Here is a 26,092-nt window from a genome sequence, read left to right as displayed (position 1 = left end):
TTAGATGGGGTAAATGATGGAATTGGGGATCATTTCGCTGTCGTATACGCACAGCCGCGAAGCGAACTTCAGGCCTTCGGGCGTGCGCACGATCACGTCGATGTAGCGGCCGACATTGAAGACTGTCGACTCTTGCGACAACTTGGTGCGAAAGACTGCGTAGTTAGCTTCCGACTCAAAGCGATTGCCGCCGGCCGCGCGAATCAGCGGCGCACCGACGACGTGGCGCTGGTAGTAGGGGTCATGGAACAAGGTCTCGCGGATGCCATAGACACGGTCTTTCAGCATGCCCTTGCTTTCAAAAAGCAGGGTTGCCAGCGGAAAACCGCGTTCATGGTTTTCCCGCGGGATCAGCTTGTAGAGGCAGTCCTCGGTGAAGAACTCGGGCCACAAATCCCAGTTGCCCGAGTCGACCGCCTGGGCGTAATCGGCATACAGCTGCGCGATTTGCAGATAGTCTTCGAAATTGACGGCGGCGGCGGTGGTCATACATCAGCCTCCATCACTTCGCGCCAGTATTGGTACATGCCGCGTATCAATGTTTCCGTGACCATGTGGTCGGTGTCCTCGGCCGTGCGCCCGCCGAGTTCGGCCAGGGTGCGGTGGCCGGGCTTCTGCTCGAAACCCTGCTGCGAGAACTCAATCACCTCGCCGTCGTCGGCCGACACAAAGCCGGCCGGGCCGAACAGGTTGGCCTGGCGCAGCCGGCGCTGCGTCATCTCTGGCGTGTCGTCCTCAAAGCCAAAGTGCGTCCAGACGAAATCGAAGGAACCATGGCCGTCGGGCTGGATGTGGCGCGTCGACACGCTGTTGACCTGCTGCTGCAGGATGACGCTGGGGAACAGCGTCATCATCACCGCGGTCGGGCCGCCCCACCAGGGCTCGGGCACGATGTCCAGAAAGCGCGGATCGTTGAGTTCCATGCTCTCCTTGAAGCTGGAGACCTGGGTGACTTGGTCCGCCTTGCCCGACTGGCCGCGCGTGGAGATCATCGCGGCATGGCGGTGGCGCGCATCCATTTTGAGTTCGGACTTGTTGTCCGCGCGCCAGAGGCCGAAGGTCACAAACCAGGTGTGCAGCAGGCCGGGGTGGTAGGGGTCCTTGATGTTCTCCTGCATCAGCTTCCAGTTGCCCGGGATGCGCTGGCGGTTGTAGCCCAGGATCTTCAGCTTTCGGCCGTCAAAGAGACGGTCGAAATAGCCGAGGATCACCGGTCCAAGGAAGTCTTCCAGGGATTCGACGCCGTGGTCGAAGCTGGCAAATACCACGCCGCCGCGCGTGGCGACCTTCAGCTTGTTGAGGCCGTGGTCGGTGGTCTTGAAGTCTGCCGGCATACCCCCGTTGACCTTGCCGTCCTGCTTCACGCCGCGCCGGAACGGCACGCCCTGCAGGTCGCCCTTCAAGGTGTAGCTCCACTGGTGATAAGGGCACACAAACTCTTTTTTGTTGCCATGGCGCTCGCGGCAGAACTGCATGCCGCGGTGGGCGCAAACGTTTTCGACAACACTGACGCCGCCGTCGGTGTCGCGCACCATGATCACCGAGCGTTCCCCGATCACCGTGCGCTTGAAGTCGCCGGCGTTGGGGATTTCGGCGTCAAGGCCGACGTAGTTCCAGTGTTTGTTGTAGAAAAAGCGTTCGAGCTCTTTCTTGTGCTGGTCCGGGTCGGTGTACGCCATGAAGGGAATCCGGCTTGTGCCTTCGGATTCCCAATGGATCTTGACGGGAAAGGTGCCGGTGGATCCGGTCGTTGTTGGGGTGGTCGATGGGGTGGTCGATGGGGTGGTCGATGCGGTCATCGCTGTCTCCTTTTTCTTCGGTTATTCAGCGCCTGTGCTTCAGGCGGCCACCGTGACCGTGATGCCCGCCAGGCCCGCGATGTCGCCTTGCATCACGTCGCCCGCAAGCACGGCATTCACGCCTTCGGGCGTCCCGGTCATGATGATGTCGCCGGGCTCCAGCGTTTCATATTCGGAAAGGTAGGCGATGCATTCCGGGACCGACCAGATCAGCTTGGCAACATCTGACGATTGGCGGGCCTCGCCGTTGACGGTGACGCTGATGGCGCCTTGCGCGACATGGCCGCCGTCGGCCACGCGGGACAGCGCGCCGACAGGGGCCGACAGCGAGAAAGACTTGCCGAATTCCCACGGCCGGCCCTTGTCGCGCGCTTCGAGCTGCAGGTCGCGGCGTGTCATGTCCAGCCCCACACCGTAGCCGTAGACATGGTCCAGCGCGTCGGCCACGGCGATGTCGCGGCCGCCCTTGCCGATAGCGACGACGAGTTCGATTTCGTGGTGGAAGTTGTTCGTCTTCGGCGGATAAGGAATGCTGACCGGTGACGATGCATCGACCGCCGCGTTGGCCGGTTTCATGAAAAAGAACGGCGGATCGCGATCCGGGTCCTTGCCCATCTCGCGCGCATGCGCGGCGTAGTTGCGGCCCACGCAAAAGATCCGGTTGACGGGAAAGCGTTCGCGGATACCGGCGACGGCGAGCGTGGGAATGGCAGCGGGTTCGATGGCGTAGTTCATGTGACGGTGTTCCGTTGAAAAGTTGAAAGTCTTTCAGGCGCGGTTTTCGCGCCACAGGCCGAGTGCCTGCTGCACCGGGCGGTCTGAATAGCTGAAGAGCACGGTATCCGGGCCGGCGCGGAATTGGTGGCTGTGCCAGGACGGCACCACCATCACGTCGTTTTCATCGAGGCGAACGGTCTTGCCTTCAATGCTCGCTTCGGCGTGGCCGCTGAGGCACACGTACACCGTGCCATCGGTGCAGCGGTAGGGCCGTGTCTCAAAGCCTGCTGGAAGCAGCTGGGAGAATGCCGCTATCGTCGGCATGGGCGAGCGGCCGGTGGCCGGATTGACGTAACGCTGCTTGTGGCCGAAGTGCGCGTCAGGCTTGCCGCCCGCAGCGATGGATTTCAGCGATGCCAGCGTGCGCTCCCAGGGATAGACAAACACTTTGGTCGGCTCGGCAGGCTGCTGGTAAAAATCGACCGGCACCATGTTGGCGCCGTAGCGCGCCAGCGCGTCGCCCTCCGGCCGGACGACGGCCTGGTAGTTGCTGTCGCTTTTCTCGGCAAATCCCGCATCGAGGAAGCGCACGATGGGAATGTCCAGTCCGTCTAGCCACACCACCGGCTGGTCACCGGGGTTGCCGTGGTCGTGCCAGGTCCAGGCCGGTGTGATGATGAAGTCACCACGGCGCATCGTCGTGCGTTCGCCATCGACCGCCGTGTAGGCGCCCTCACCGTCCAGCACCAGCCGCAGCGCGGACTGGGTGTGGCGGTGCGCCGGCGCCACTTCGCCCGGCATGATGAGCTGCAGGCCGGCATACAGCGACTGTGTGATGCAGGATTGGCCGCGCAGCCCGGGGTTTTCCAGGATCAGCACGCGGCGTTCCGCCTCAGCCGCGCTGATCAGCGTGCCCGCTTCCATGACCCGTTGGCGCACGTCGGCGTATTTCCACAGATGCGGGACCGCCGGCGACTTCGGTGAGTGCGGCACCAGCGCGCCCAGCACTTCCCATAAGGGCGTCATGTTGTCGACGCCTATGCGGTCGTAATAGGCTTTGCGGCTCAGCTGGGAATCAAGGTCGGTATTTCTGCTGTTCATGGGGGTTCCTGTTGATCGGTCTGGTCGGTCTGGTCGGTCTGGTCGCTCAAGTGCCGCTGGCATAAAACGCGTCGGCATAGATTTGTTCGGGCAACACGCCCATCTGGCGCACCAGCAGGCTGGTGGCCTCCACCATGGGGGGCGCACCGCAGAGATAGGCGCGAAAGCCGTCAAGGCCCTGCCAGTCCTGGGCGATGGCTTCGGTCACCAGGCCGGTACGGCAGCCGGGCGCCTGGCCGGACGCCAGCACGACGTGCACCTTCAGTTGCGGATGCAGGTGCTCAAGCTCTGCCAGCCACTCGCGGCCATAGATGTCGCGTTCGGAGCGAACGCCGAAATACAGGTGGATGCTGTTGCGCATGCCTTCGGCAATGACGCCGCGGATGATGGACAGAATCGGCGCCAGGCCTGTGCCGCCGGCCACGCAAAGCATCGGCCCTTCATGCTTGCGGCGCAGGTAGGCCGAACCCAGCGGACCGCTGACGCGCACCGCGTCGCCAACCTTCAGCGTATTGGCGATGTAGCCTGTGACGCGGCCCTCGGCGACCAGGCGCACGTGGAACTCCAGCTCGCCGTCGGCACACAAGCCCGCCATGGAATAAGGCCGGATGTGCTCGGGCGTGAACTGAAGCTGGGCGTACTGCCCCGGCGAAAACTCGATGGGCTTGGCCGGTTTCAGCCGCAGGCGTTTGATGTCGTGGGTCTGGTCCTCCACCGCAACGACAGTGGCCTTGACGATTTTTGCCGTATGGACGACGACCTCGTCGGGCTCGGGGATCTCAACAATGCAGGATTCCGTCAGAAAGGTCTGGCAGGCCAATACGTACTGGTCCCCAGCTGCCACCGGCCGCTGTGCTTCCCCGCCCGAGGCGAGCACTTGCCCTTCGACGAGCTTGCAGCGGCAGGTACCGCAACGCCCGGCCATGCAGCTGTAGGACACCGGCACGTCGTTGGCGCGCAGGGCGTCGAGCAAATTCACCCCTGCGCTAACGCTCAGCGTACGCTGGAGAGGGCGGACAAAAATTTCCATCGTGGTTGATCTGGTGTGTCTCGTGGGCAGCGGCAATCAGGGGCATCAGCTGCAATGAGGCCATGATCAAAGACCCACCAAAATCAGTCAATACAATGGCGTTAATGTTCTATATCATTTAAATCAATATTCAGTACCACGGGGAGCCACAGATGGAACTCAAGGACATTGACCTGAACCTGCTGGTGATCTTTAACCAGCTGCTGACCGAAAGAAAAGTCTCCAAGGTGGCGGAGAACCTCGGCCTGGGACAGCCCGCCGTCAGCAACGCCCTGGCGCGCCTGCGCAAGCTGTTTGGGGATGAACTTTTTCTGCGCACGTCGAGCGGCATGCAGCCCACGCCCTTTGCGGACCAATTGGCCGAATCGATAGGCTATGCGCTGGGCATGATCCACGGCGCGATCAACGCCAAGAATTCATTCGACCCCGCCAGCAGCAAACGCAGCTTTACCGTCGGGATGACCGACATCGGCGAAATCTACTTCCTGCCTCTTTTGATGGAGAAGATCCAGAAAGTGGCGCCCGGGGTTTCCATCAGCACGGTGCGCAATACCACCGTCAACCTGAAAGATGCCATGGAGGCGGGGCACGTCGACCTGGCGATCGGGCTGTTACCCCAATTGAAGGCCGGATTCTTCCAGCAGCGCCTGTTTTCTCAACAATACGTTTGCGTGTTTCGCAAAAACCATCCACTGGACAAGCGAAAGATTTCTCCGGCGGATTTTTTTGCCAGCGATCAACTCGTGATTGCATCCGCGGGAACCGGACACGGGAAAGTCGACGAAATTCTGGACAGCGGTTCACAAAAAAGACGCATACGCCTCACGGTTCCCCATTTCGTGGCGATTGGCCATATTCTTCAATCCACCGACATGGTAGCCACAGTTCCCGAGCGTCTGGCGGAAAAAATGGCGACGCCATTCAATCTCAGATACGTCAACCATCCCGTCAAGTTGCCGCAAATCGCCATCAATCTTTTTTGGCACGCCAAGTACCACAAGGACCCGGCAAATCAGTGGCTCAGATCGCTTGTCTTCGAGACGCATTCGGATCGTTGATCCGCGGTTTGGATCGCTTCGCGATATGAGTGCTCTCCCAGGCCTCGCAGTGCTGATGGGGAGGAATAAAGTCCGTCGGTAAATCCCTCCAAAGGGCCACACCTTTTCAGTACCGACGCCGCCGTCCACGCGCAACGCGGCGCCAGTGGTCGCCGAGGCGAGCGGGCTTGCCACGCAGGCTATCCACATCGTGGGCACCTTCTGCTCACAATGGGTGTGGGTCAAGATTCGATGGAAAACTCGGGGCAGACTTCAGCGGAATTCATTCAACACGCCTATTTGTCCAAATCCGGTCAGCAAGGGGCTGACGCGACTCAGTCCGAGTACACGGTGAGAAATACACAGCCCGAGGGACTGGAGAAGTTTGTGTCGATGCTGCCGGTCGCAGCGACCGCACCCCAACCCGGACTGAGTTGCTGACCCTCCTGGAAAGCGACGCCCTCCAGCAGGTATATGAATTCCGGACCGGTATGGGTGTGGAGGGGAAACGCCGTGCCCGGCGCAAACCTGACGAGCTGCATGGATCTGCCGTTGGCGGAGCCGAGGTCTTTGACTTCCACGCCGGCTGCAAACGTGGATGGGCGCCATGCCACAGCGGAAGAATCGGTAAATTGAAATTCATTCATATCGGTTTTGGTATTCGACTACGGAGCCAAGCGTGCGCTATCGCCTAGCGCGACATTCACTCGACAGTCACGCTTTTTGCAAGATTGCGAGGGGGAGGCTTGTGTGGCCGCGTAACTTCGCTGCGCGAAGTGAGCGTCCACCAAGCCTCGCAGTGCGCTTGCGCGCACCGTAACCGTCATTCGACGGTCACGCTCTTTGCAAGATTGCGAGGCTTGTCCACATCCGTCCCGCGCGCCACGGCGGTGTGATACGCCAGCAACTGCAGCGGCACCACATGCAGCAAGGGGCTCAGCGCGCCGTAGTGTTCGGGCATGCGAATCACGTGCAGGCCTTCGCCGCTTTCGATGTGACTGTCGGCGTCGGCGAGGACGTAGAGGACGCCGCCGCGGGCGCGGACTTCCTGCATATTGCTTTTGAGCTTTTCGAGCAGGGTGTCGTTGGGCGCGACGGTGACGACGGGCATGGCGCTGGTGACCAGGGCCAGGGGGCCGTGTTTGAGTTCACCGGCCGGGTAGGCCTCGGCGTGGATGTAGCTGATTTCCTTGAGCTTGAGCGCGCCTTCGAGGGCGATGGGGTAGTGCAGGCCGCGGCCCAGGAAGAGCGCGTTTTCCATTTTGGCGAAGTCTTCGGCCCAGCTGATGACCTGCGGCTCCAGGGCCAGCACGGCTTGCAGGGCGGCGGGCAGGTGGCGCATGGCTTTGAGGTGGCCGGCTTCTTCTTCGTCGCTGAGTTTGCCCTTGCTTTGGGCCAGGGCCAGCGTGAGCAGGAAGAGGCCCGCGAGCTGGGTGGTGAAGGCTTTGGTGGAGGCCACGCCGATCTCGACGCCGGCGCGCGTGATGTAGGCGAGCTTGCATTCGCGCACCATGGCCGAGGTGGAGACGTTGCAGATGGTGAGGGTCTGCGTCATGCCCAGGCTTTGCGCGTGGCGCAGCGCGGCCAGGGTGTCGGCGGTCTCGCCGCTCTGGGTGATGGTGACGACCAGGGTTTTGGGGTTGGGCACCGAGGTGCGGTAGCGGTATTCGCTGGCGACTTCGACCTGGGTGGGGATGCCGGCAATCGACTCAAGCCAGTACTTGGCGGCGCAACCGCTGTAGTAGCTGGTGCCGCAGGCCAGGATGAGGACGGAGTCGATGTCCTTGAACACGCGGAAGGCCTGGTCGCCGAAGAGTTCGGGCACTATGCCTTCGACGCCTTCCAGCGTGTCGGCAATCGCTCGCGGCTGTTCAAAAATTTCTTTTTGCATGTAGTGGCGGTAGGGGCCCAGCTCGGCGGCGCCGCTGTGGGCCTGCACGGTCTTGACCTCGCGCTGCGCGGGCTTGCCGTCCTTGCCGACGATCCAGTACTTGCCGAGCTGGATGTCGACCATGTCGCCCTCTTCGAGGTAGACGATCTGGTCGGTCACGCCGGCCAGGGCCATGGCGTCGCTGGCGAGGAAGTTTTCGGTCTTGTCCTTGCCCACGCCCAGGATCAGCGGCGAGCCTGCGCGCGCGCCGACAACGCGGTGCGGTTCGTCCTTGCAGAAGGCGGCAATCGCGTAAGCGCCGTGCAGCTGCGCGACGGTGGCCTTGAGGGCTTCGAAGAGGTCGCCGTCATACAGGCTGTCCATCAGGTGGACGATGACTTCGGTGTCGGTCTGGCTCACGAAGACATAGCCCTTGGCTTCCAGTCCTTCGCGCAGATCTTCGTAGTTCTCGATGATGCCGTTGTGCACCAGCGCGACCTTGCCAGGTTTGCTTTGCGATGCGGCGCCGCTGCCGTGGCTGAAGTGGGGGTGCGCATTGTGCACGGCAGGCGCGCCGTGGGTGGCCCAGCGGGTGTGGGCAATGCCGGTGCCGCCTTCGAGTTTGTCGGCGCTCACTTGCTCCTGCAGTTCAGCCACGCGCGAGGTGCTGCGCGCGCGCTTGAGGCCGTCGGCATAGACGGCGACGCCGCAGGAGTCATAACCGCGGTATTCGAGGCGCTGCAAACCCTGCACCAGGATGGGAACGATATTTCGGGTCGAAACGGAAGCAACAATGCCACACATGGGGAGGTCTCCTGAAGAACGATGTGTGGATGCTACGTGCTTGTTATTTGTCAATGTGATTGATTTTTGTGAATTTATGGAATTTAATTTCATAATTCTTTATGAATTGAATTTAATTCCATTTAAAGTCTAATCATGGAACAAATAGCACTCGACGAAACAGATCTCAAGCTGCTGGACAGCTTGCAAACCGACGCCTCGCTGAGCAACCAGGCGCTGGCCGAGCGGGTCCATATCTCGCCGCCCACCTGCTTGCGCCGTGTCAAGCGCCTGCGTGATGCCGGGCTGGTGGAGCGCGATGTCGCACTGCTCAATGTCGACAAACTGGCAGCCATCACGGGCCATGGGCTCACGGCACTCGTGGAGATCACGCTGGAGCGGCAAGGCGCCGAGCAGCAGGAGGCCTTTGAAGCGCGTGTGGTGCTCGACGAGGCGGTGCAGCAGTGCTACCGCGTGTCGCCGGGGCCGGACTTCATGCTGGTGGTGCATGTGGCCGACATGCCGCGCTACCTGGCGCTGGCGCAGCGGCTGTTCACCAGCGATGCGAATGTGCGCAACGTGAAGGCTTTTTTCAGCACGCGGCGGGCCAAGTTTGCGCCGCGCGTTTTGCTTGCGCCCTAGGCGTTGCCGCCCTGCTGCTTCGCCAGCGCCTTTGGATTGAGCGCAGGCTCGCCGACCTTGACCAGGGTGTTGCGGTCGGTGTGGTCAAAGGGCTGGTCGCGCCCTTCTATCTGCAGCACCGTGGTCTGGAAGTAGGACCAGCTGCCGTCGGCATTGAGCGTGACCGAAATGCGCCAGGCCAGCGTGGTGAAAGCGTGTTCGATAAAGGGGTTGGAGACGATGCCGTTCGTCAGGCTGCCGCGCTCGGAAACCAGCTCGAACTGCGTCGCATCGGCGGCCACCTTGCCGCTGGCCATGGCCACCTGGCCGCGCGGAATGGCGAGCGTGTGATAGATGGTGCTGGTGGCCGGCTCCCACAGCCAGTAGCCGACCTGGTCGTGGTAAGTCTTGGTAAAGCCGGGCTTGTGGATGAAGGTGTGATACCGCAGGCCGTACAGCGCCTGCGGGCCATTGGTTTGAGCGTCTATCGGATGCAGCTCATAACGCTCGATATAAGCCTGGGTTTTGGTGCCGGTGGCCACGGGTTTGACGTCGGCGCCGCGCGCGCCTTCCCAGATGCCGGCCATGGCGCGCAGCGGGCCCAGGTTGGCGAGGGTGTCGGAGTCGACCTCGGGTTCGGTGTAGATGTCTTTGGGGAAGGTGTCGTTGCTCATCGTGTATGTCCGGGCAGGTCAGGCGGTCTTTTTGGTTTGTTTGAGCAGGCCCCAGGCCATGCCGGCCAGGGCCAGCACGCCCAGCAGCAGGATGCCCCAGAGCACCAGGCTGCGTGTGGGCAGGCTGTCGGCCGGCGGCGCGGCGGCCACCAGCGGGCCGCCTACGCTACCGGAGGCCTCGGCCTTTGACACATCGGCCCGCGCGAGAGGCAGCGTGTTTTCCTGCGAGGGCTGGTAGTTCGGGATCAGGCTGGCCATAGGCAGAAAAGCGCCTGCGGTGCCGGTCGGGCCGCCCAGCCCGGCGGCCAGCGTGAACGGACCCTGGCCGCTGGCCAGGAACACAACTTGCGCGGGCTCGAACTGCAGGCTGATCTCGGGCGCGGCGGCAAAGCCCGGCGTCTTGGCGTCGGCTTCTATCTTCACTTCGCGCACCGAGGCGCCACCGATTTCCACCGGGCCGCTGGCCTGCTCCTTGCCGGCCGTGCCCAGGCGGTAGACCACCGTGGTGGCCAGCAAAGCCCAGGGCTGCTCGCGGTTGTTGCGCCCCAGCACACGGATCGGCACCAGCACATTGCTGCCCTGCGGCGTGATTTTGAGCGCGGCCACCGGCGTGGCAAAGGGCAGCGCAAACACCAGCTCACGCGCGTTGGTGAGCACGGGCGCGGCCATGCTCGCGCTGACGCGCTGACGCACAGCGGTGCTCTGGGAGGTGAGTAGCGTGGCGCCGCGCACCGTGACAGCGGCGGCGCCCCAGCTGATGCGCAGATAGTGGTCCTTGAGGTTTGCCATGGCCAGGTCCAGGCGGGTGTCGCCCAGGCTGGCCGCGGAGGCCGAGGCATCGGCGCGGTAGAGCACGGTGTCCGCCAGCGGCCGCCAGTTTTTGAGGTCCTTGCTGGCCTGCACGTTGAAGCTGACGGGCTGGCCCACCGGCAGGTCGGCGTCCAGCGTCATGCCGGCCGCGGGCTCGCTGAACTTGCGTACATCGATCAGCGCACCCAGCACTTTTTGCGGCCCGGCCGCGGCGGTGGTGGTGCCGCCACCGGTGTTCAGTTGCACCACGCGTTTGCCCTGGCGCTCCTCGATGCGCAGAGACAGGCCCTCCAGCCCCGCCGCGGCGGCGGACTCCGCGCCCAGGATGGGATAGGCGGGCAGCTTGACGCTGTGCTCCTGCGTGGAGGTCTGCGTCGGCACGCTGGCCAGCGCCATGGGCACGGGCTGGCCGGCCGCGTTGAAGATTCGCAGGTCGGCATAACCCGCGTTTTGCAGCCGCACCAGCGCCTCGGCCGGCAACAGCAGGCGCTGCAGCGGGGCGTCGGCGGGCGTGACGGGAATGCGGATGGCATAGGACTTCGCATTGCCGGCGTCGGGTGGATCGGCCGCCAGCAGCGGCACGGCCAGCCCCGCCGAGAAGGCGAGCGCCAACAAGCGGGCGTATGGATATGTCTTCATGGCAGGGCCTCTTCTTTCATATCTTGGGCATCCGGCGCCGCGACCGGCTGCGCCTTGGGCGGCAGCGGCGCGAAGTAGCCAACCACCAGCATCAGCACACCGACCACGATGAAAGCGATGATGCGTTCAGCGCCGCCGGCGTTGGACAAATCAATGAGCAGCAGCTTGAGCACCACCAGGCCCAGCAGGCCCGCGCCCACCAGCCACAGCGGCCGCTGCGCGCGGCGGTGCGCCAGCACCATCAGGGTCAGCGCCAGCAAGGTCCACAAAATCGCATAGCCCGTCTGCACCACAAAACTTGCGAACAGCGCGTCGGCATCCCAACGCACGCCGAAGAAATGGTGGGCAACGCGCAGCCAGACGGTGTTGACCGCAATGAACACCAGCAGGGCTAGCGCCACCAATGCGTTGCGGCCCGTGGCCCAGGCCGCGCCGGCCGGCGGCGGCGCGGCCGTGACCAGCACGCGGCGCCAGAACACCAGCGCACCCAGCGCGAGCGCCAGGGTCAGGTCGGTGGGGTTGAGCAGCGGGATGTAAGGCAGGGGCGCGGTGTGGCCCGAGGAGTGCACGGCAGCAAGCAGCGTGCCCCCGAAGACCAGCACCGCCAGCGGCAGGGCCGCCAGCCAGTAGTAGGCCTGCGCATGCGGATTGAGCGGCCATGCGAAGCCCCGGCGCTGCGTCTGCCGGTTGGCCTTGCCGGCCCAGGTGGCCAGCAGCATGAGCACGGCAATGGCGCTGACCAGCAGCACCACGCCGGCCCAGGAGGTGCGCCAGAGTTCGGCCTTGCCTATGCCCGACCACAGGCAATCGGCCAGCAGCACGGTGACCAGCCAGGCGCCCGCCGCATGCAGAAAGCCGAAAGGCGATGCGCGGCCCTCGCCGCCGGGCAGGACGGCGGCTTGCGCCAGGCGGTCGGTCTGCCGCAGCATCCAGTAGTGCAGCAACAGCACCACCGGCCAGACGGCCCAGGCCGGCGTGGCCAGCACGCGGTAGCCTTCGCCGGTCTGCGCCAGGTAGCCCAGCGCCAGCACGGCAACGCTGATGCGCGCGGGCCAGGTCGCGACTGGCCATTGTTTCTTCAGGCCCAGCAACATGGACAGGGCCGCGCTGGCGACGACGGCCAGCATCATGAGCAGGCTGGTGGTGCGCTCGCTGAAAACATGCAGGGGCATGGCGTCGGCCTCCAGCGCCGGCACACGCCGCGCGATTTCGAGCAGCCAGCCCAGGCACCAGAAGAAAAAGCCATAAAGGTAGACGGGCACGCTGAGCTGCGACTCCACACCCGCATAGCCCTTGGCCCAGGACGACTCGCTGTGCGGCAGCGGCTTGCGCAGCCACCAGGCCAGCTGCAGCGCGGGCAAGGCGATCAGCATCGCGCCTATGAAAGCCGGGTTACCGAAAGGTATGGCATACACGTGGTGGCCCAGGCCGCCGGCCGCGCCGTCCAGCCCGCCGAGGAAAGCCATGGCCGCGACGCCCTGCAGCAGCAGGCCAAAGGCGCGCGCCATCCAGCGCGCCTGGCGCATGCCGACCCAGAACGCGCCCGCGCCCTCCAGTGCCCAGACGGCCGAGGTCCATTGGGCATCGAGCGCCAGCGGCACAGCCAGCGTGGCAAAGCCCACGCCCACGGCGATGAAACATTCAATCAGCAGGCGGTAGCCGGCCAGCGCGCGCCGCGCCAGCAGCATGGCCGCCAGCAGATAAAGCGCGGCAAAGCCCAGGGCCGAGAAGGCCGTGCCCAGCTCCATGCCGCGCACCAGCCCGGCCTGCAGGCCGAAGCCCACCAGCGGCGTGCCGAACACCAGCATGGTATCGACCGCGTTGCCCAGCCGGGTCGGCGTGTTGCGCGCATACAGAATGGCGGTGAACAGGTAGATCAACACAAAGCCGATGAGAAAGGGCTGCGCGCTGGCGTAGTGCGCCGGTGCGTACTTGAGCACACCCCAGGCCGTGGCCACGCCGAAGGTGGCGACAAAACCGACCACATTGAGCACGCGCCAGGAGCGCTTGTAGGCGATGAACAGGATCGCCAGGTTGAGCACCGTGTAGTAGCTGAAGAGCCCCACGTGGCTGCCCTGCCCGGTCGACAGCAGCAGCGGCGCGGCAAAGCCGCCGGCAAAGGCCGCCACCGCGAGCGCGCGCGAGTCCTGCAGCAGCGCCAGCGCGCAGCTCAGGCCGCAGACGACGATCATCAGCACGAAGGCCGGCAGCGGCTCCAGCAGGCCGTAGAGGCGAAAGGCCGCAAACACCGTGAGGTACATCACCGCCACGCCGGCGCCCTGCAGCGCCAGCGCGAAGCCGGGCTTGTCGCCGCGCTTGCGAAAGCCCACCACCAGCAACGCGATGGCCGCCGCGCCTATGGCCGCCAGGCGCAACTCCACCGGGAACAGCCCGGCCGAGGCGGCATAACGCGCCAGGAATGACAGGCCTATGAACAGGATGACCAGGCCCACGCGAACAATGGTGTTGCCGCCCAGGAACCAGCTCTTGGCGGCGAGCAGGGCCAGTTCCACGGCGTTGGGCTCGGCCGGTTGGTAGGCGGGCCGGGCAGCAGCGGTGGGGACGGCGGGAGCCGCGTCGGCCTGCGCGCGCGGCAGGCCGTTGGGCGCCAGCTCCGGCGCCTGTGCCGCTTCGTTGTCGGCGGCGCTGGCGGGTGGCGAGGGAATGGGAACAGGCTGCGGCACTGAGGCCGCCGGTGCGTGGGCTTCTTCAATATTCGGGAGCGTGGCCGCAGCCTGGCGCGCGGCAGGCGCCGCAGGCTGCGGCGTTTTTTTCCAGGCGGCCTGCACTTCGGCCCGAACGGCCCAGCGCAGCGACAGCCCGGCAAAAAAGCCGAGGAAGGCGCCCAGGAAAACGCCGGCATCGCCATAACCCGGCCAGAACCAGCCCAGGATGGCGCCCCACACAATGCTCCAGATGATCATGGCCCAGCCCCTCCCTTTTTATGGATGGGGCTGATAGTACTTGATGGGGTCGGCGCGCCTCAAACGCCGACCGGCGCGTCGCGAAGGGCCGGGATTTTGCCGGCGGGTGCGGCCTTGGGTCCGGCCTGTACACGCGCCCGTTCGCGCGCGGTCTCCCAGAAGGCCCGCGCCAGAGGCGAGAGCCTGGCCACGTCCAGGCAGGCCAGGCCCACGGTGCGCGGCTGCGCAGGCAGCAGCGGCCGGTAGACCACACCCTCGGGCGCATCGGGCAGCGCCAGGCGCGCGGCGACCGAGACCGCCAGGCCCCGCTGCACAAACTGCAGGATGGAGATGATTTGCGTGAAGTGGTAGAGCACCTTGGGCAGGGTGATGTTTTTCTGCAGGATGGGCACGATGACCGGGCCGCAGCCGGCCTCGGTCAGCACAAAGTCCAGCCCATTGAGCGCATTGACGGGCACGGCCTTGTGCGCGGCCAGCGCGTGGCCGGCGGGCAGAATGGCGACGAACTCGTCCTGCACCAGCGGAAGCACCTCGAAGCGCTCATCGGGCACCACAACAAAGCCGAGCTCCACGCGCTTTTGCAGCAACCACTCGTCGATGACCTCGTCGCTTTCTTCTTCGATGCGCACCTGCGCGCCAGGGTGGGCCTGCTTGAAGGCGGCCAGCAGCGGCGGCAGCAGGTTGACGGTGGAGGTCGGGCCGAAGGAGCCTATGCGCAGCGTGCCGGTCTTGAGTTCTTTCGCATCGCCCAACTCCTGCGCCATGGTGGCGGCCAGGGCCGTCATCTCGCGGGCGCGCAGCAGCAGGCGCTCGCCGGCGTCGGTCATGGACACGCCTGAGGCATCGCGCAGCGCCAGCTTGACGCCGAATTCGGTCTCCAGCGCGCGCAGCGCATGGCTGACGGCCGACTGGGTGGTGCCCAGGCGCATGGCCGCGCGCGAGAAGCTGCGGCATTCGTCCAGGGTGATCAGCACTTCGAGCTGGGCCAGGGTCATGGTGAACAAGCCTTCATGAGTAAATACTCATTTGATAGTGAGTAATTTAACAATTAATCTCATGCATCAAATCTACCCGATTGACGGTTTTCCCTCAACCCAAGCCTTTCCGAAGTCCTTCATGACCACTGCCTCCCCGCCCGCCGCACTGGCCACCGCTGCCGCCGCGCCGGTTCCACACACGCCCGCAGCCGCCAGCCCCAAGCTCTGGAGCCTGTACCTGCGCCTGACCTGCGTGCCCGTCCTGTGGGGCGGCACGTTTATCGCGGGGCGCGTGATCTCGGCCCACCTGCCGCCAGCCACCGCAGGGTTTATCCGCTTTGTGTTCGCGACCCTGGCTTTGCTGGCGGCGCTGCATTTCACCGAAGGCCTGCGCGCCCTCACGCAGCTCACGCGGCGCCAGTTGCTGGGCACCATGGCGCTGGGCGCGACCGGCATCTTTGCCTACAACCTGCTGTTTTTCACCGCGCTGTCGGTGCTGCCGGCCGGCCGCACCTCGCTGATCATCGCCCTGAACCCGGTGGTCACGCTGCTGATCGCCGCCGCGCTGCTGGGCGACCGGCTGTCGGCCACGCGCTGGCTGGGCGTGGCGCTGGCCCTGCTGGGCGTGTGGGTGGTGGTGACGCGCGGCGACCTGTCGCAACTCGTGCAATCGCTGGGCAAGGGCGAACTCGCAATGTTCGGCGCCGTCTGCGCCTGGGCCGTCTACACCCTGGTGGGCCGCAAGCTGCTGCAAGGCCTGTCGCCGGTATTGGCCACGCTGTGGGCGGCAATCTGGGGCACGCTGTTTTTAGGCCTGCTGGCGCTGCGCGACATGCCCCATGTGCATGCCGACTCCTTCACCCCCGAAGTCTGGGTCGGCCTGGCCTTCCTGGGCGTGCTGGGCACGGCCGTGGCCTTTGTCTGGTATTACGAAGGTCTGCGCCAGCTGGGTGCCGCACGCACGGTGGTGTTCAACAACCTTGTGCCGGTGTTTGGTGTGCTGTTAGGGTGGCTCATCTTGGGTGAGCCCCTGAGCGCCAGCCTGCTGGCTGGTGGGGCGCTGGCAATTTTTGGTGTGTTCTTGGTAAATCGGGTCAAGTAAAGGCCGAGACACAAAAGGCCGTAGCCGGCCATCATTTGGCGTAAGTCACGGCCTTTTTGCCAAACCCCGCCAACGTTTCCTGACTGGGGCACGCGGTCTCTTCGAGAAGGAAGGTATTGCCGGCCAGATAACTGACCGGCAGCAGCGCCTTCGCGAAGTTCCCCGGATTCGGGAACACGCGCAGACATTTGGTCTCAGCCTGGGCCACCGTCGCCTTGAACACAAAAGGCTGGTCCGCCTGCGTCGACCTGACGAAAAACTCGTGCGGAGCCGGCGCTATCTGCAGCACCGCGTAGCTTTTTGTGTCCAGCGCCACCCAGTCTTGCTGACCCGACCCGAACACAGCGTCAACACCGCCTGAATTGAATCCCGACTCGCGATAAACCACGAGGGTGGACTGGTTGGTTTCCAGGGGCCTGGACATGGGAACGAGCTTCGCGGGCGCGCACCCGCTCAAAACCAGGATCACACCCACCGCTGCGCAAATTTTTTTCATGTTTTTTTCTCAGGTTAGTTGCTGTCAAGCCGGGTCAGGATACCGTCTTTTTGGCGGGCCTTTTCCAGTTAGGCAAACTAACCTGCTTGCCCCGCGCCACACTGAGCGAATCCGGCGGCGTGCTCTTCGTAATGGTAGAGCCGCCGCCCACGGTACCACCCGCGCCTATGGTGACAGGCGCCACCAACACGCAGTTGCTGCCGATGTGCACGTCGGCTTCTATCACCGTGCGGTGCTTGTTGGCGCCGTCGTAATTGGCGGTGATGCTGCCGGCGCCGTAGTTGACGCGTTCGCCGACGGTGGCGTCGCCAAGGTAGGCCAGGTGGTTGGCCTTGGCGCCTTTGGCCAGGGTGGAGTTCTTGACCTCGACAAAATTGCCGATGTGCACTTCGGCGCCCAGCTGCGCGCCAGGACGCAGGCGCGCGAAGGGGCCTATCAGCGCGCCCTCACCCACCTGCACGCCCAGCTTTTCGCCGTCGATGTGGGTGAAGGGGTGGATCACGGCGCCGGCGGCGATGCTGCAGTTGGCGACCACGCAGTTCGCGCCTATGCGCACGCCCTCACCCAAGGTAACCGTGCCTTCAAAGACGCAGTTCACGTCGATCTCGACGTCCTGGCCGCACTGCAGCGTGCCGCGCACGTCAAGGCGCGCCGGGTCGGCCAGGCGCACGCCCTGCTCCATCAGGGCGACGGCCAGCCGGCTTTGGTAAACACGTTCAAGCTCGGCCAGTTGCACCGGGCTGTTGACGCCGGCCACCTGGGCCGCGTCGGTGATCTGGTGGGCCACCACGGCCACGCCGTCGGCCACGGCGAACTTCACGATGTCGGTGAGGTAGTACTCGCCCTGGGCATTCTTGTTGTCCAGCCGGGCCAGCCAGGCGCGCAAAAGGCGCGTGGGCACGGCCATGATGCCGCTGTAGATTTCGCGGATCTCGCGCTGGGCGGCGCTGGCGTCCTTGTGCTCGACGATGGCACGCACCTGTGCCGAGGCCTCGGGGCCGGCGCGCACGATGCGCCCGTAGCCCGTGGGGTCGGCCATGCTGAGCGTGAGCAGCGCCAGGCGCTGGCCGTCGCACTGGGCGATCAGGGCCTGCAAGGTGGCGGCCTCGGTCAGCGGCACATCGCCCGAGAGCACCAGCGTGACGCCGTCGTCGGCCAGCAGGGGCAGGGCCTGCTGCACCGCGTGGCCGGTGCCGAGCTGCGGCTCCTGGCGCGCGAACTGCAACGCCACGGGGGCCCCGGCGGACTGACTGAAACGGCCGCAGGCGGCCTCGACCTGGGCCGCGCCGTGTCCGGTAATGACGACCGCCTGGCGCGCCGACACGGAGGCGGCGCATTCGATGACATGTGCCAGCAAAGCTTTCCCGCCCAAACGGTGCAGGACTTTGGGTAAGCTGCTCTTCATCCGCGTGCCTTTGCCCGCGGCCATGATGACGACATCGATTGGGATTGCCATGAAATTTCCTCTGGATCTTGGGGTGATGACGCGCTCCCGGGCCGCCAGAGCGGGCGCGAGGCGCTGCACAAGGATTATCGGCGGGCTGGCCGTCCTGGCGCTGGCCGGGCTGCTGCAAAGCTGCAGCCTCATGAAAATCGCCTACAACCAGGCGCCCGAGCTGGTCTACTGGCAGTTGGACCGCCATTTCGACTTCACCGACGCGCAAAGCCTGCAGGTCAAGGCCGACCTGGACAAACTGCAGGCCTGGCACCGGCAGACGCAGCTGCCCGGCTACATCGAGGCGCTGCAAAAACTGCAGAAACAAATGCCCTCGGACATGGACGCCGCGGCAGCCTGCGCGATCTACACCGATGTGCGCGGCAAGCTGGTGCTGCTGTCGCGCCAGGCGGAGCCGCCCATGGCGACCCTGGTGAGCTCGCTGCAAGCCGGCCAGCTGAAAAACCTGGAACGCCGCTTCGCCAAGGGCAATGAGGAATACCGCGAAGACTTCCTGGAGGCATCGCCCAAAGCCCAGCGCGACAAGCGCTACAAGGAGGCGGTCAAACGCGCCGAAATGCTTTACGGCCAGCTCGATAGAAAACAGCTGGCCGTGATCGAGCGACGCATAGACACCTCGCACTTCGACGCACCGCGCAGCTACGCGGAAAAAATCCGGCGCCAGCAGGACGCCCTGCACACGCTGCGCCCGCTGGTAGCAGGACAAGCCACGCCCGAGAAAACCCAGGCCGCGGTGCGCGGGCTGTTTGAACGCACCCTCACCTCACCCGATGCGGCTTACCGCGACTACATGGAAAAGCTGACACAGGACGCCTGCGCCACGATCGCGGAGCTGCACAACAGCACCACGCCGGCACAACGCCACAAGGCGGTGGAGACGCTGCACCGCTACGAGCAGGACTTCAGGACCTTGCACGCACAGAAATCCTGAAGCGACGACTCCCCGGCACCGGACCTGAAACCGGCCCCCCTGCACTAGGGCTGGGCCTTGTCCGGGTATTTGCGGCCGCCTTCATGGTTTGCCCCGCCCATCTGGCTGACGGGTACGTCAGCGGGTTGCGAGCGGTGCGGCTGGAACTCGCGTGAGCCGCTGCTTTGCTGTTGCTGGCGGTCCATGAAGCGCTGAGGCTGCTGCTGCAGCCGTGCGCCCGGTGCTTGTGCGTGGTTCATGGGAGGCTCCTGGATGACGCATCGCCGCGGTTTCCTTCGCATGAAAGAAGGAGCCATCGAAATGGCATATCGCGGGCAAGAGAAACACCATAAAACCCGGTGCCGGGGGCACGTGTCAGCCAACACGCTGCCCGGCTGTCAGCGGCAACCTACAGGACTGGATCAGAGCAGAGGGATCTGCGGAGGGGGCGTATCGTAATAGTCGGCGATGCGCTCCAGCGCCCGGGTATTGAGCAGGCGCAGCTTGCCGTCCTGGATCTCGTGCAGGCCCAGCTGGCGCAGGCGCCGCAAGGTCTTGTTGGTGTGCACCAGCGACAGCCCCAACGCGTCGGCGATGTGCTGCTGGTTGATCGGGAACTCAATCAGGCCGCCCTCGGCCATGCCCACCCGCTCCAGCCGGCGGAACAAATGCATGAGCAGCATGGCCACACGCTCGGTGGCGTTGCGCCGCCCGGCGGTCAGCAGGTGGTCGTCCACCATGCCTTCTTCGCGTGCCGCCAGCCAGGTGATGTCATAGCCCAGGTTGGGGAAATTGCGGAACAGCTCCCACAGCCTTTCGCGCGGAAACACGCAGAGGCTGGTGTCGGTCACGGCTTCGATGCCGTGCATGGGGCCGTCGGCGAATTTCTGCTGCAGGCCAATGAAGTCACCGGGCAGCAAAAAATTGAGGATCTGCCGGCGGCCGTCGCTCAGGGTTTTGTAACGAAAGGCCCAACCCGAGTACAGCGTGAAGAGCTTGCCGTTGGGCTTTTGCTCATAAAGAATGGTGCTGCCGGCCTTCACCGCGGTGGTGCCGGTGCGGAAGGCTTCGATGAACTTCAGCTCTTCGGCGTTCACCGGCATGAAGGCCCCGGTCCTGCGCAAACCGCAGGCCTTGCACTGCGGGGGGCAGATCGCTGAAGTTGGCGTTGGGATGTTCATAAAAGACTTATCTTAGGCGCATATCCCTGTGTCTTTTGACATTGTGCCGTGCGAGGCGTGCCGCTACATTGTGCCGCGATGACACTCACAAGCACCTCCCTGTATGAAATCCTTTATGTCAGCACACTGGCCCCTGAAGCGCCGCTCAGCGTCGTCGGCGACATCGCCGCCAAGGCCCGGCAGGCCAACGCCGAGCGCGGCATCACCGGCCTGCTGATCTTTGACGGCATGCGTTTTTGCCAGCAGCTGGAGGGCGGGCAGAAACAGGTGCTGGCGCTGCTGGAGCGCATACGCCAGGACAGCCGCCATACCAACTTGCAGGTTCTGCACCACGGCGAACTGGCCGCCCGGCGCTTCAAGCGCTTCAGCCTGGGTTACTGCCTGGTCGAGGATGACGACGTGCTCGAACGCATGGAGCACATGGACGGCCAGGCCGCGCTGGATGCTTTTGCCGGGTTGCTGTCCGCGCTGGACCTGGATACCTAAGCCCGGCCTCAGGAGTGCGCGACCTTAGCCCTGAAGCGCGGCCCACATTTCCTTGTCCCGCTCAGCGGTCCAGATGCGCGGATTCTTGATGCCGCTGGCTTCGTCAAAGGCGCGGCTCACGTCAAACGGCAGGCAGTGCTCGTAGATGAACACATGGCCGAAGACCGGGTCCATGCTTTTGCGGGTGTGGGCCATGGCGGCCTTGAGGTCCATGCCGGCGGCGGCCGCTTCCTTGCCGGCCTTGTACAGGGTTTCGACCCAGCGCCTGGTGTAGTCCAGCGCCTTGTTGACGTTGGCCGCGCCTTTCATGGCCTCGCCGCGGCCGGGGACTATGGCCTCGGCCTTGAGCGCGCGCAGGGCCTCCAGGGTGGCGGGCCATTCCTCGAGCTGGGCGTCGCCGGTGTAGACACCGGCCTCGTATTCGACCAGGTCGCCCGAGAACAGCACTTTTTCTTCTTCAATCCAGGCAATCGTGTCGCCGCGCGTGTGGCCGGGGCCCGGGTGCCAGATCTGCACCTTCACGCCGCCCAGGTCCAGCACCAGCTTGCCGGGCTTTTCGCCCTTAACGGGGTTGCCGCCGTCTATCACCAGGGTCGGCCAGGTCAGGCCGGGCACGCTTTCGGCATTGCGAAAGAGGCGCGGGAAACGCTCCATCTCGCTTTGCATGTCCTGCGCGCCGCGCTCGACGATCAGTTCATAAGTGCCCTGGCTGGCGATGATTTCGGTCGCGCCCTCGGCGGCGTAGGCGCTGGCGCCCAGCACGCGCACCGCGTGGTAGTGCGTGAGCAGCACGTATTTGATGGGCTTGTCGCTGACAGTGCGTATGCGCTTGATCAAGTCCTGCGCCATCGCCGGCGTGGCCGTGGCGTCGCTGACCATGATGAACTTGTCGCCGATGATGACGCCGGAGTTGGGGTCGCCCTCGGCGGTGTAGGCCCAGCAATGCGCGCTGAGCTGCTCGAAGGTGATGGTCTTGTCGGTCAGGTCGGACTGGGAGGCGAAGGCTTTGGACATGCGGTTTCCTGGTGTGGGGCGCGGCGCAGGGCTGAGCAGCGGCCGCCGGCTTTGCCAGGAATTTTACTTAAACGTAATGCATTACGAATAGTTGAATCCCAAGCCCACAGCCTCCTGCCCTTATTCGGGCTCTATGCCCGCCGCCTTGATGATTTTTCCCCACTTGAGGGTTTCGTCCGCCTGGAACTTGCGCAGCTCTTCCGGCTTGCTGGTGAAGATCTCGGTGCCGCTGGACTGGTAGAAAGGCGCGGCCGAGGGGCTGTGCGCGGCGCGCGCCAGCATGTCGGCGAGCTTGGCCACCACATCGGCCGGCGTGCCGGCGGGCGCGTAGGCGGCAAACCAGTAGGTCATCTCATAACCCTTCACGCCGGCCTCGGCGATGGTGGGCACATCCGGCGCCAGCGGCGAGCGCTGCCGCGTGGACACGCCCAGCGCCTTGAGCTTGCCGGCCTTGACCTGCGGCAGGCCGGTGGCCATGTCAGTGATCATCATGTCGATCTGGCCGCCCAGCAGGTCGGTCACGGCCGGCGGGTTGCTCTTGTAGGGAATGTTCAGGATGTAGGTGCCCGTCATCTGCTTGAACTGTTCGCCCGCGACGCGGCTGGAGGAGCTGCCGCTGCCGAAGGACAGCTTGCCCGGTTTGGATTTGGCGAGCTTGATGAAGTCGGCCACGCTGTTGACCGGCAACGCCGGGTTGACGACCATGATCTGGCCGCCGCGCCCCAGGGCCGTGAGCGGCGCGAAGTCCTTGACCGGGTCATAAGGCAGCTTCTTGAACAGGTGCTCATTGGCCGACTGCGTGGTGTTGGTGGTGATGAAGACGGTGTAGCCGTCGGGCCTGGCCTTGGCCGCCGCCTGCGCGCCTATAAAACTGTTGGCGCCGGGCTTGTTGTCCACCACCACGCTGATCTTGCTGTCGTTGGTCACGGCCTGGCCTATGGCGCGCGCCAGCTGGTCGGTCGCGCTGCCGGCGGCAAAAGGCACGATGAAGGTGATGGGCTTGTCGGGAAAGCCCTGGGCCGGCGCCAGCACGGGTGCCAGCGCGCAGAGCGCGGCGGCGGCGAGCACGAGCGGGCGAATGCGCGGGCTTGTGAAGTTCCTTGTTGAGGGGGTCATGTTGTCTCCTTTTTTGAATTGAAAGTCAGTCGCCGTCTGTCGAAAACGTCAGGGCGGCCCCGCCAGCAAGGGCGCCAGCGCGGCGGGAATCTCTATCGGCAAATCCAGCAGCCAGAAGGACAGAGCTTTGCCGTGGGTGTCCAGGTTGAGCGCGTCGTTGACGCCGCCGTCCAGCACCTCGTCGAGCACAAAATTGAGCGCCGCCAGCTGCGGCAGCTCAAAGCGCTGCACGCGGGCCGGCCGCCTGTGGGCAAAGTGCCGTGCCACCACGCCCTCGGTGACTTGCGACAGCAGCAGGGGGTAGAGATCAGCGTGCCAGGCGATCACGCTGATGTTGGAGCGGTTGCCCTTGTCGCCGGTGCGGCCGTGGGCGGCGCGGTACAAAGGCACTGTGATGTGTGCGGCGCTCATTGCGCATCCTCCAGCATCTCAAAGCGCAGCGGCACCGCTTCGCGCGGCACCAGGCAAGACAGGGTATTGAGCCTGGGCGTCAGCGAAGTGCGCACGCCGCCGCCGCCGGCCGGGCCGCAGCAGTACAGCGCCGTGACCTCGCGCGGTAGCCGCTCGGCCTGCGTGCGCTCGGCATGGGTCGCGGCGACGCGCAGGCGCACGTCACGCGCATCACCCGCGGCGGTATCCGCCAGCAAACGGCCCGTGTCGTCGCCCATGATGCTGAGCGCGCCTATCAGGTCCACACGCAGCGCAAGCTCCGGCAGGCGCCGGCGCAGCACCTCGGCGGCCAGGCGGGCGCGCGCCTCGGCGCGCGGGCCGGCATAAGAGATTTCACCCTCGGCCAGCCAGCCGCCTTCATGGCAGACATTGACTTTGAGGCTGGCCGGCCGCGCATGGCCGCGCACGCCGCTCAGGGCCACGCGGTCGGGCCCGGCCGGGCTGAGCCACGCGGCACTGATGTCGGCCACTACATCGGGCGTCAGGTAGGCGGCGGGATCGTGCACTTCATACAGCAGCTGTTCCTTGACGCCGGCGAGGCTGAGCACGCCACCGGTGTGCGCGGCCTTGCCGATGACGCAATTTCCCTCGCTGTCGATTTCGGCGATGGGGTAGCCCACGGCGTGCAGGTCGGGCACCTCTTTGTAGCCGGGGTCGGCGAAATAGCCGCCGCAGACCTGAGCGCCGCACTCCAGCAAATGGCCCGCCATGGTCGCGCGCGCCAGCCGGTCCCAGTCGTCGGCGCGCCAGCCGAAATGCGACATGGCCGGCCCCACCGTCAATGAGGGGTCGGCCACGCGCCCGGCCACCACGATCTGTGCGCCGGCGTCCAGCGCGGCGGCGATGGCCTCTGCGCCTATGTAGGCGTTGGCGCTCACCTTGCGTATGCCGTCCAGGGCCGCGCCCAGTTGCGCGCGCAACAGCGGCTCGCGCGATGCGCCCGAGAGGTCGTCGCCCGCCACCACGGCGATGCGCGGCGCGGGCAGGCCCATGCCGGCGGCCATGGCCTGTATGTGGCGCGCGGCAGCCAGCGGGTTGGCGGCGCCGAAGTTGCTCACGATGCGGATCTTGTGCGCCAGGCAGCGCGCCAGCACCGGGCGCAGCATGTCGTCCAGCAACGGCTCAAAGCCGGCATCAGGATCGGCGCGGCGGCGCAGTTGCGCCAGCGCCAGCGTGCGCTCGGCCAGGGTTTCAAAAATCAGGAAGGCCGGCCCGCCGCGCGCGATCAGCGTGTCCACCACCGGCCCGGCGGCATCGACACGGTCGCCGGAAAAACCGGCGGCGCAGCCTATCAACAAAGGGGAAAGCGTGGATTCAGTCATGGACGAGTGGTGGGAGTCCTGAATTTAGGCCTTGCGCATTTATTTGTAAAATTGAAAATACTGATTCATTGATTTGAATAGCAAATAAATGGCCCAACCCAATCTCTCCTTGCGACAGCTGCGCGCCTTCCTGGTTCTGGCCGAGCAGCGCAGCTTCACGCAGGCTGCGGCCACCTGCCACCTCTCGCAGCCGGCCTTCAGCGCGCTGATACGCGCGCTGGAGGGCGAGCTCAAGACCCGGCTGTTTGACCGCGACACGCGCAGCGTGGAACTGACGGCCGAAGGCCGGCTCTTCGCGGCCTCGGCGCGCCGGCTGGTCGAGGATTTCGGCGCGGCTCTCGGCGACCTGAGCGACCATGTGGAGCGCCGCAAGGGCCGGGTGCACATCGCGGCCCTGCCCTCGCTGGCGGCGGGCTGGTTGCCCGCGGTGTTCGCCGAATTCAGGAAGGCCTGGCCGGGCATAGAGCTCAACCTCAGCGACCTGCTGTCGGATGCCTGCGTGGACCTGGTGAGGAGCGGCAAGGCCGATTTCGCGCTGGCCTCCACCGGTGTGAGCCACGCGGGCCTGAGCACGCGGCTGGTCTGCACCGACCGCTTTTACCTGGTGTGCCGCAAGGACCATCCGCTGGCGGCCGAGGCATCGCCGACGCTGAAAAAACTGGCGCCCTACCCTTTTATCCACATGTCGCGCAACAGCAGCGTGCGTCAGGCGCTGGAGGCGGCCCTGCATCCGCAGCAGGCCAACACCGTGCTGGAAGTCGACCAGCTGGCCACCGCCGCGGGCATGGTCGAGGCCGGACTGGGCATCAGCGTGGTGCCCGCGCTGACGCTGTTTCACTTTGAGCGCAAAAGCCTGGTGACCCGTCCCCTGGCCGCCAGCGGCCTGACGCGCAAGATCTACCTGGTGCGACGGCAGGAGGGCAGCCTGTCGGCGGCCGCGCAGGCCTTGCACGATCTGGTGGTGGACACCATGAAGGCGCGCACGCCCTGACTCAGGAACTGGTGCCGGACAACCAGTCCGCCGCGCTGCGCGCCAGTGATTCCAGCGGCGCATCGCCGGCCAGGGTCAGCACACCGGGCTCGGCCGAAGGGTCCTGCAAGGCCTCAAACTGGCTGGCCACCAGGCTGGGCGGGTAGAAGTGGCCGGGGCGCATGGACACGCGGCGCAGCGACTCGGCCTGGCTGATGGCCAGGTGCACAAAGCGCAGGCCTGAAGCGGCGGCGCGCAGGCGGTCGCGGTAGCCGGCTTTCAGGGCCGAGCAGGTCAACACCACGCCCTCGGGGTGGCGCGCCAGTTCGGCGCCCAGCTGCCTCAGCCAGCCCTCGCGGTCCTCGTCGGTGAGGGCAATGCCCTGTTGCATCTTGGCGATATTGCCGGGCGGGTGGAAGTCGTCGCCCTCGACCAGCGGCAGCGAAAGTTGCTGAGCCACCAGGCGCCCGACCGCCGACTTGCCGCAGCCCGCCACACCCATGACCACCACGCGCACGGGCAAGCCGCCATGGGGCGTGACGGAAGCGGGAAGGGAACGGGTCTGGGATGCGGCGGTCATGCGTAAATTATCGCGGCCTGCGGATGC

General features: G+C 65.1%; 26 protein-coding genes. 6 read left to right on the top strand and 20 right to left on the bottom strand.

Translation table 11 applies throughout. The annotated features are described in order from the left end of the window. Genes ACEN8I_RS08165 through ACEN8I_RS08145 form a run of 5 tightly spaced genes read right to left on the bottom strand, consistent with a single transcriptional unit; the run spans window position 1 to window position 4,647 of the window. Entirely contained in the window at window positions 1–489 is a 489-nt protein-coding gene (locus ACEN8I_RS08165) for an aromatic-ring-hydroxylating dioxygenase subunit beta (protein ID WP_413327835.1), read from the bottom strand. Beyond that, window positions 486–1,799 carry an aromatic ring-hydroxylating dioxygenase subunit alpha gene (locus ACEN8I_RS08160; RefSeq protein WP_413327834.1) on the bottom strand — a complete coding sequence of 438 codons (1,314 nt, stop codon included), beginning with the start codon at window positions 1,797–1,799 and terminating at the stop codon, window positions 486–488. Before ACEN8I_RS08160 ends, ACEN8I_RS08165 begins: the two co-directional genes overlap by 4 nt. Before the next feature lie 39 nt (window positions 1,800–1,838). Beyond that, the gene (locus ACEN8I_RS08155; RefSeq protein WP_413327833.1) at window positions 1,839–2,534 is read right to left on the bottom strand and encodes a fumarylacetoacetate hydrolase family protein; all 696 of its coding nucleotides are present in this window, start codon (window positions 2,532–2,534) and stop codon (window positions 1,839–1,841) included. 33 nt (window positions 2,535–2,567) lie between these two features. After that, window positions 2,568–3,617 (bottom strand): gentisate 1,2-dioxygenase, encoded by a 1,050-nt coding sequence (gene gtdA / locus ACEN8I_RS08150; RefSeq protein WP_413327831.1) that lies wholly within the window; start codon window positions 3,615–3,617, stop codon window positions 2,568–2,570. Window positions 3,618–3,663: 46 nt separating this feature from the next. After that, window positions 3,664–4,647 carry a 2Fe-2S iron-sulfur cluster-binding protein gene (locus ACEN8I_RS08145; RefSeq protein WP_413327830.1) on the bottom strand — a complete coding sequence of 328 codons (984 nt, stop codon included), beginning with the start codon at window positions 4,645–4,647 and terminating at the stop codon, window positions 3,664–3,666. Window positions 4,648–4,799: 152 nt separating this feature from the next. On the opposite strand from ACEN8I_RS08145, the gene ACEN8I_RS08140 reads away from it, so the two are divergent. Then, complete coding sequence (locus ACEN8I_RS08140; RefSeq protein ID WP_413327829.1) at window positions 4,800–5,705, top strand: LysR family transcriptional regulator; 906 nt, start codon at window positions 4,800–4,802, stop codon at window positions 5,703–5,705. 314 nt (window positions 5,706–6,019) lie between these two features. Here the strand turns inward: ACEN8I_RS08140 and ACEN8I_RS08135 are convergent, their stop codons facing one another. Both ACEN8I_RS08135 and glmS read right to left on the bottom strand, forming a co-directional pair. Further along, window positions 6,020–6,331, bottom strand: coding sequence for a cupin domain-containing protein (locus tag ACEN8I_RS08135; RefSeq protein ID WP_413327828.1), 312 nt, complete (start codon window positions 6,329–6,331; stop codon window positions 6,020–6,022). A 176-nt stretch (window positions 6,332–6,507) separates the two neighbouring features. Then, window positions 6,508–8,358 (bottom strand): glutamine--fructose-6-phosphate transaminase (isomerizing), encoded by a 1,851-nt coding sequence (gene glmS, locus ACEN8I_RS08130; protein WP_413327827.1) that lies wholly within the window; start codon window positions 8,356–8,358, stop codon window positions 6,508–6,510. A 135-nt stretch (window positions 8,359–8,493) separates the two neighbouring features. Between glmS and ACEN8I_RS08125 the strand changes: the two genes are divergently transcribed. Next, window positions 8,494–8,979, top strand: a complete 486-nt coding sequence (locus ACEN8I_RS08125; protein WP_413327826.1) for an Lrp/AsnC family transcriptional regulator — start codon at window positions 8,494–8,496, stop codon at window positions 8,977–8,979. On the opposite strand, the gene ACEN8I_RS08120 is transcribed toward ACEN8I_RS08125, so the two are convergent. Genes ACEN8I_RS08120 through ACEN8I_RS08105 form a run of 4 tightly spaced genes read right to left on the bottom strand, consistent with a single transcriptional unit; the run spans window position 8,976 to window position 15,000 of the window. Then, window positions 8,976–9,632 (bottom strand): FABP family protein, encoded by a 657-nt coding sequence (locus ACEN8I_RS08120; RefSeq protein ID WP_413327825.1) that lies wholly within the window; start codon window positions 9,630–9,632, stop codon window positions 8,976–8,978. The genes ACEN8I_RS08125 and ACEN8I_RS08120 overlap by 4 nt on opposite strands. Window positions 9,633–9,650: 18 nt before the next feature. Continuing rightward, the gene (locus tag ACEN8I_RS08115; protein WP_413327824.1) at window positions 9,651–11,081 is read right to left on the bottom strand and encodes a DUF3999 domain-containing protein; all 1,431 of its coding nucleotides are present in this window, start codon (window positions 11,079–11,081) and stop codon (window positions 9,651–9,653) included. Further along, on the bottom strand, window positions 11,078–14,005 hold the full coding sequence (locus tag ACEN8I_RS08110) for a DUF2339 domain-containing protein (RefSeq protein WP_413327823.1): 2,928 nt from the start codon (window positions 14,003–14,005) through the stop codon (window positions 11,078–11,080). The genes ACEN8I_RS08115 and ACEN8I_RS08110 overlap by 4 nt, the downstream gene beginning before the upstream one ends. Before the next feature lie 59 nt (window positions 14,006–14,064). Continuing rightward, a complete protein-coding gene (locus ACEN8I_RS08105) occupies window positions 14,065–15,000 on the bottom strand; it encodes a LysR family transcriptional regulator (protein ID WP_413327822.1) in 936 nt (311 codons plus the stop codon). Between the two features lie 121 nt (window positions 15,001–15,121). Here ACEN8I_RS08105 and ACEN8I_RS08100 point away from each other — a divergent pair, with 121 nt between their 5' ends. Beyond that, window positions 15,122–16,084, top strand: a complete 963-nt coding sequence (locus tag ACEN8I_RS08100) for a DMT family transporter (protein WP_413327820.1) — start codon at window positions 15,122–15,124, stop codon at window positions 16,082–16,084. Window positions 16,085–16,115: 31 nt separating this feature from the next. On the opposite strand, the gene ACEN8I_RS08095 is transcribed toward ACEN8I_RS08100, so the two are convergent. Together ACEN8I_RS08095 and glmU are read right to left on the bottom strand one after the other, a co-directional pair. Further along, window positions 16,116–16,580, bottom strand: coding sequence for a hypothetical protein (locus tag ACEN8I_RS08095; protein WP_413327819.1), 465 nt, complete (start codon window positions 16,578–16,580; stop codon window positions 16,116–16,118). A gap of 34 nt (window positions 16,581–16,614) precedes the next feature. Further along, window positions 16,615–18,036 carry a bifunctional UDP-N-acetylglucosamine diphosphorylase/glucosamine-1-phosphate N-acetyltransferase GlmU gene (gene glmU / locus ACEN8I_RS08090; RefSeq protein ID WP_413327818.1) on the bottom strand — a complete coding sequence of 474 codons (1,422 nt, stop codon included), beginning with the start codon at window positions 18,034–18,036 and terminating at the stop codon, window positions 16,615–16,617. Here glmU and ACEN8I_RS08085 point away from each other — a divergent pair. Further along, the gene (locus ACEN8I_RS08085; RefSeq protein WP_413327817.1) at window positions 18,035–18,967 is read left to right on the top strand and encodes a DUF6279 family lipoprotein; all 933 of its coding nucleotides are present in this window, start codon (window positions 18,035–18,037) and stop codon (window positions 18,965–18,967) included. The genes glmU and ACEN8I_RS08085 overlap by 2 nt on opposite strands. Before the next feature lie 44 nt (window positions 18,968–19,011). Here the strand turns inward: ACEN8I_RS08085 and ACEN8I_RS08080 are convergent, their stop codons facing one another. Beyond that, window positions 19,012–19,206: a hypothetical protein gene (locus tag ACEN8I_RS08080; RefSeq protein ID WP_413327816.1), complete on the bottom strand. Its 195-nt coding sequence runs from the start codon at window positions 19,204–19,206 to the stop codon at window positions 19,012–19,014. 162 nt (window positions 19,207–19,368) lie between these two features. After that, on the bottom strand, window positions 19,369–20,127 hold the full coding sequence (locus ACEN8I_RS08075) for a Crp/Fnr family transcriptional regulator (RefSeq protein ID WP_413327814.1): 759 nt from the start codon (window positions 20,125–20,127) through the stop codon (window positions 19,369–19,371). A 78-nt stretch (window positions 20,128–20,205) separates the two neighbouring features. Between ACEN8I_RS08075 and ACEN8I_RS08070 the strand changes: the two genes are divergently transcribed. Further along, on the top strand, window positions 20,206–20,613 hold the full coding sequence (locus tag ACEN8I_RS08070) for a BLUF domain-containing protein (protein WP_413327812.1): 408 nt from the start codon (window positions 20,206–20,208) through the stop codon (window positions 20,611–20,613). A gap of 24 nt (window positions 20,614–20,637) precedes the next feature. On the opposite strand, the gene ACEN8I_RS08065 is transcribed toward ACEN8I_RS08070, so the two are convergent. The 4 genes from ACEN8I_RS08065 to ACEN8I_RS08050 form a co-directional block, all read right to left on the bottom strand. Next, window positions 20,638–21,627, bottom strand: a complete 990-nt coding sequence (locus ACEN8I_RS08065; RefSeq protein WP_413327811.1) for an MBL fold metallo-hydrolase — start codon at window positions 21,625–21,627, stop codon at window positions 20,638–20,640. A 120-nt stretch (window positions 21,628–21,747) separates the two neighbouring features. Beyond that, entirely contained in the window at window positions 21,748–22,743 is a 996-nt protein-coding gene (locus tag ACEN8I_RS08060; protein ID WP_413327810.1) for a Bug family tripartite tricarboxylate transporter substrate binding protein, read from the bottom strand. 48 nt (window positions 22,744–22,791) lie between these two features. After that, window positions 22,792–23,154 (bottom strand): hypothetical protein, encoded by a 363-nt coding sequence (locus ACEN8I_RS08055; RefSeq protein ID WP_413327808.1) that lies wholly within the window; start codon window positions 23,152–23,154, stop codon window positions 22,792–22,794. Beyond that, complete coding sequence (locus ACEN8I_RS08050; protein ID WP_413327807.1) at window positions 23,151–24,515, bottom strand: acyclic terpene utilization AtuA family protein; 1,365 nt, start codon at window positions 24,513–24,515, stop codon at window positions 23,151–23,153. The genes ACEN8I_RS08055 and ACEN8I_RS08050 overlap by 4 nt, the downstream gene beginning before the upstream one ends. Window positions 24,516–24,603: 88 nt before the next feature. Between ACEN8I_RS08050 and ACEN8I_RS08045 the strand changes: the two genes are divergently transcribed. Continuing rightward, window positions 24,604–25,506: a LysR family transcriptional regulator gene (locus ACEN8I_RS08045; protein ID WP_413327806.1), complete on the top strand. Its 903-nt coding sequence runs from the start codon at window positions 24,604–24,606 to the stop codon at window positions 25,504–25,506. 1 nt (window position 25,507) lies between these two features. On the opposite strand, the gene ACEN8I_RS08040 is transcribed toward ACEN8I_RS08045, so the two are convergent. Further along, window positions 25,508–26,065, bottom strand: a complete 558-nt coding sequence (locus ACEN8I_RS08040; RefSeq protein WP_413327805.1) for a gluconokinase — start codon at window positions 26,063–26,065, stop codon at window positions 25,508–25,510. Between the last annotated feature and the right edge of the window lie 27 nt (window positions 26,066–26,092).

The sequence above is a fragment of the Polaromonas sp. CT11-55 genome (assembly GCF_047303325.1).
In the GTDB taxonomy this organism is placed as follows: Bacteria; Pseudomonadota; Gammaproteobacteria; order Burkholderiales; family Burkholderiaceae_C; genus Polaromonas.
The sequence above is the reverse complement of the archived record's forward strand: the minus strand, read 5'-3'. Positions and strand labels throughout refer to the sequence as shown.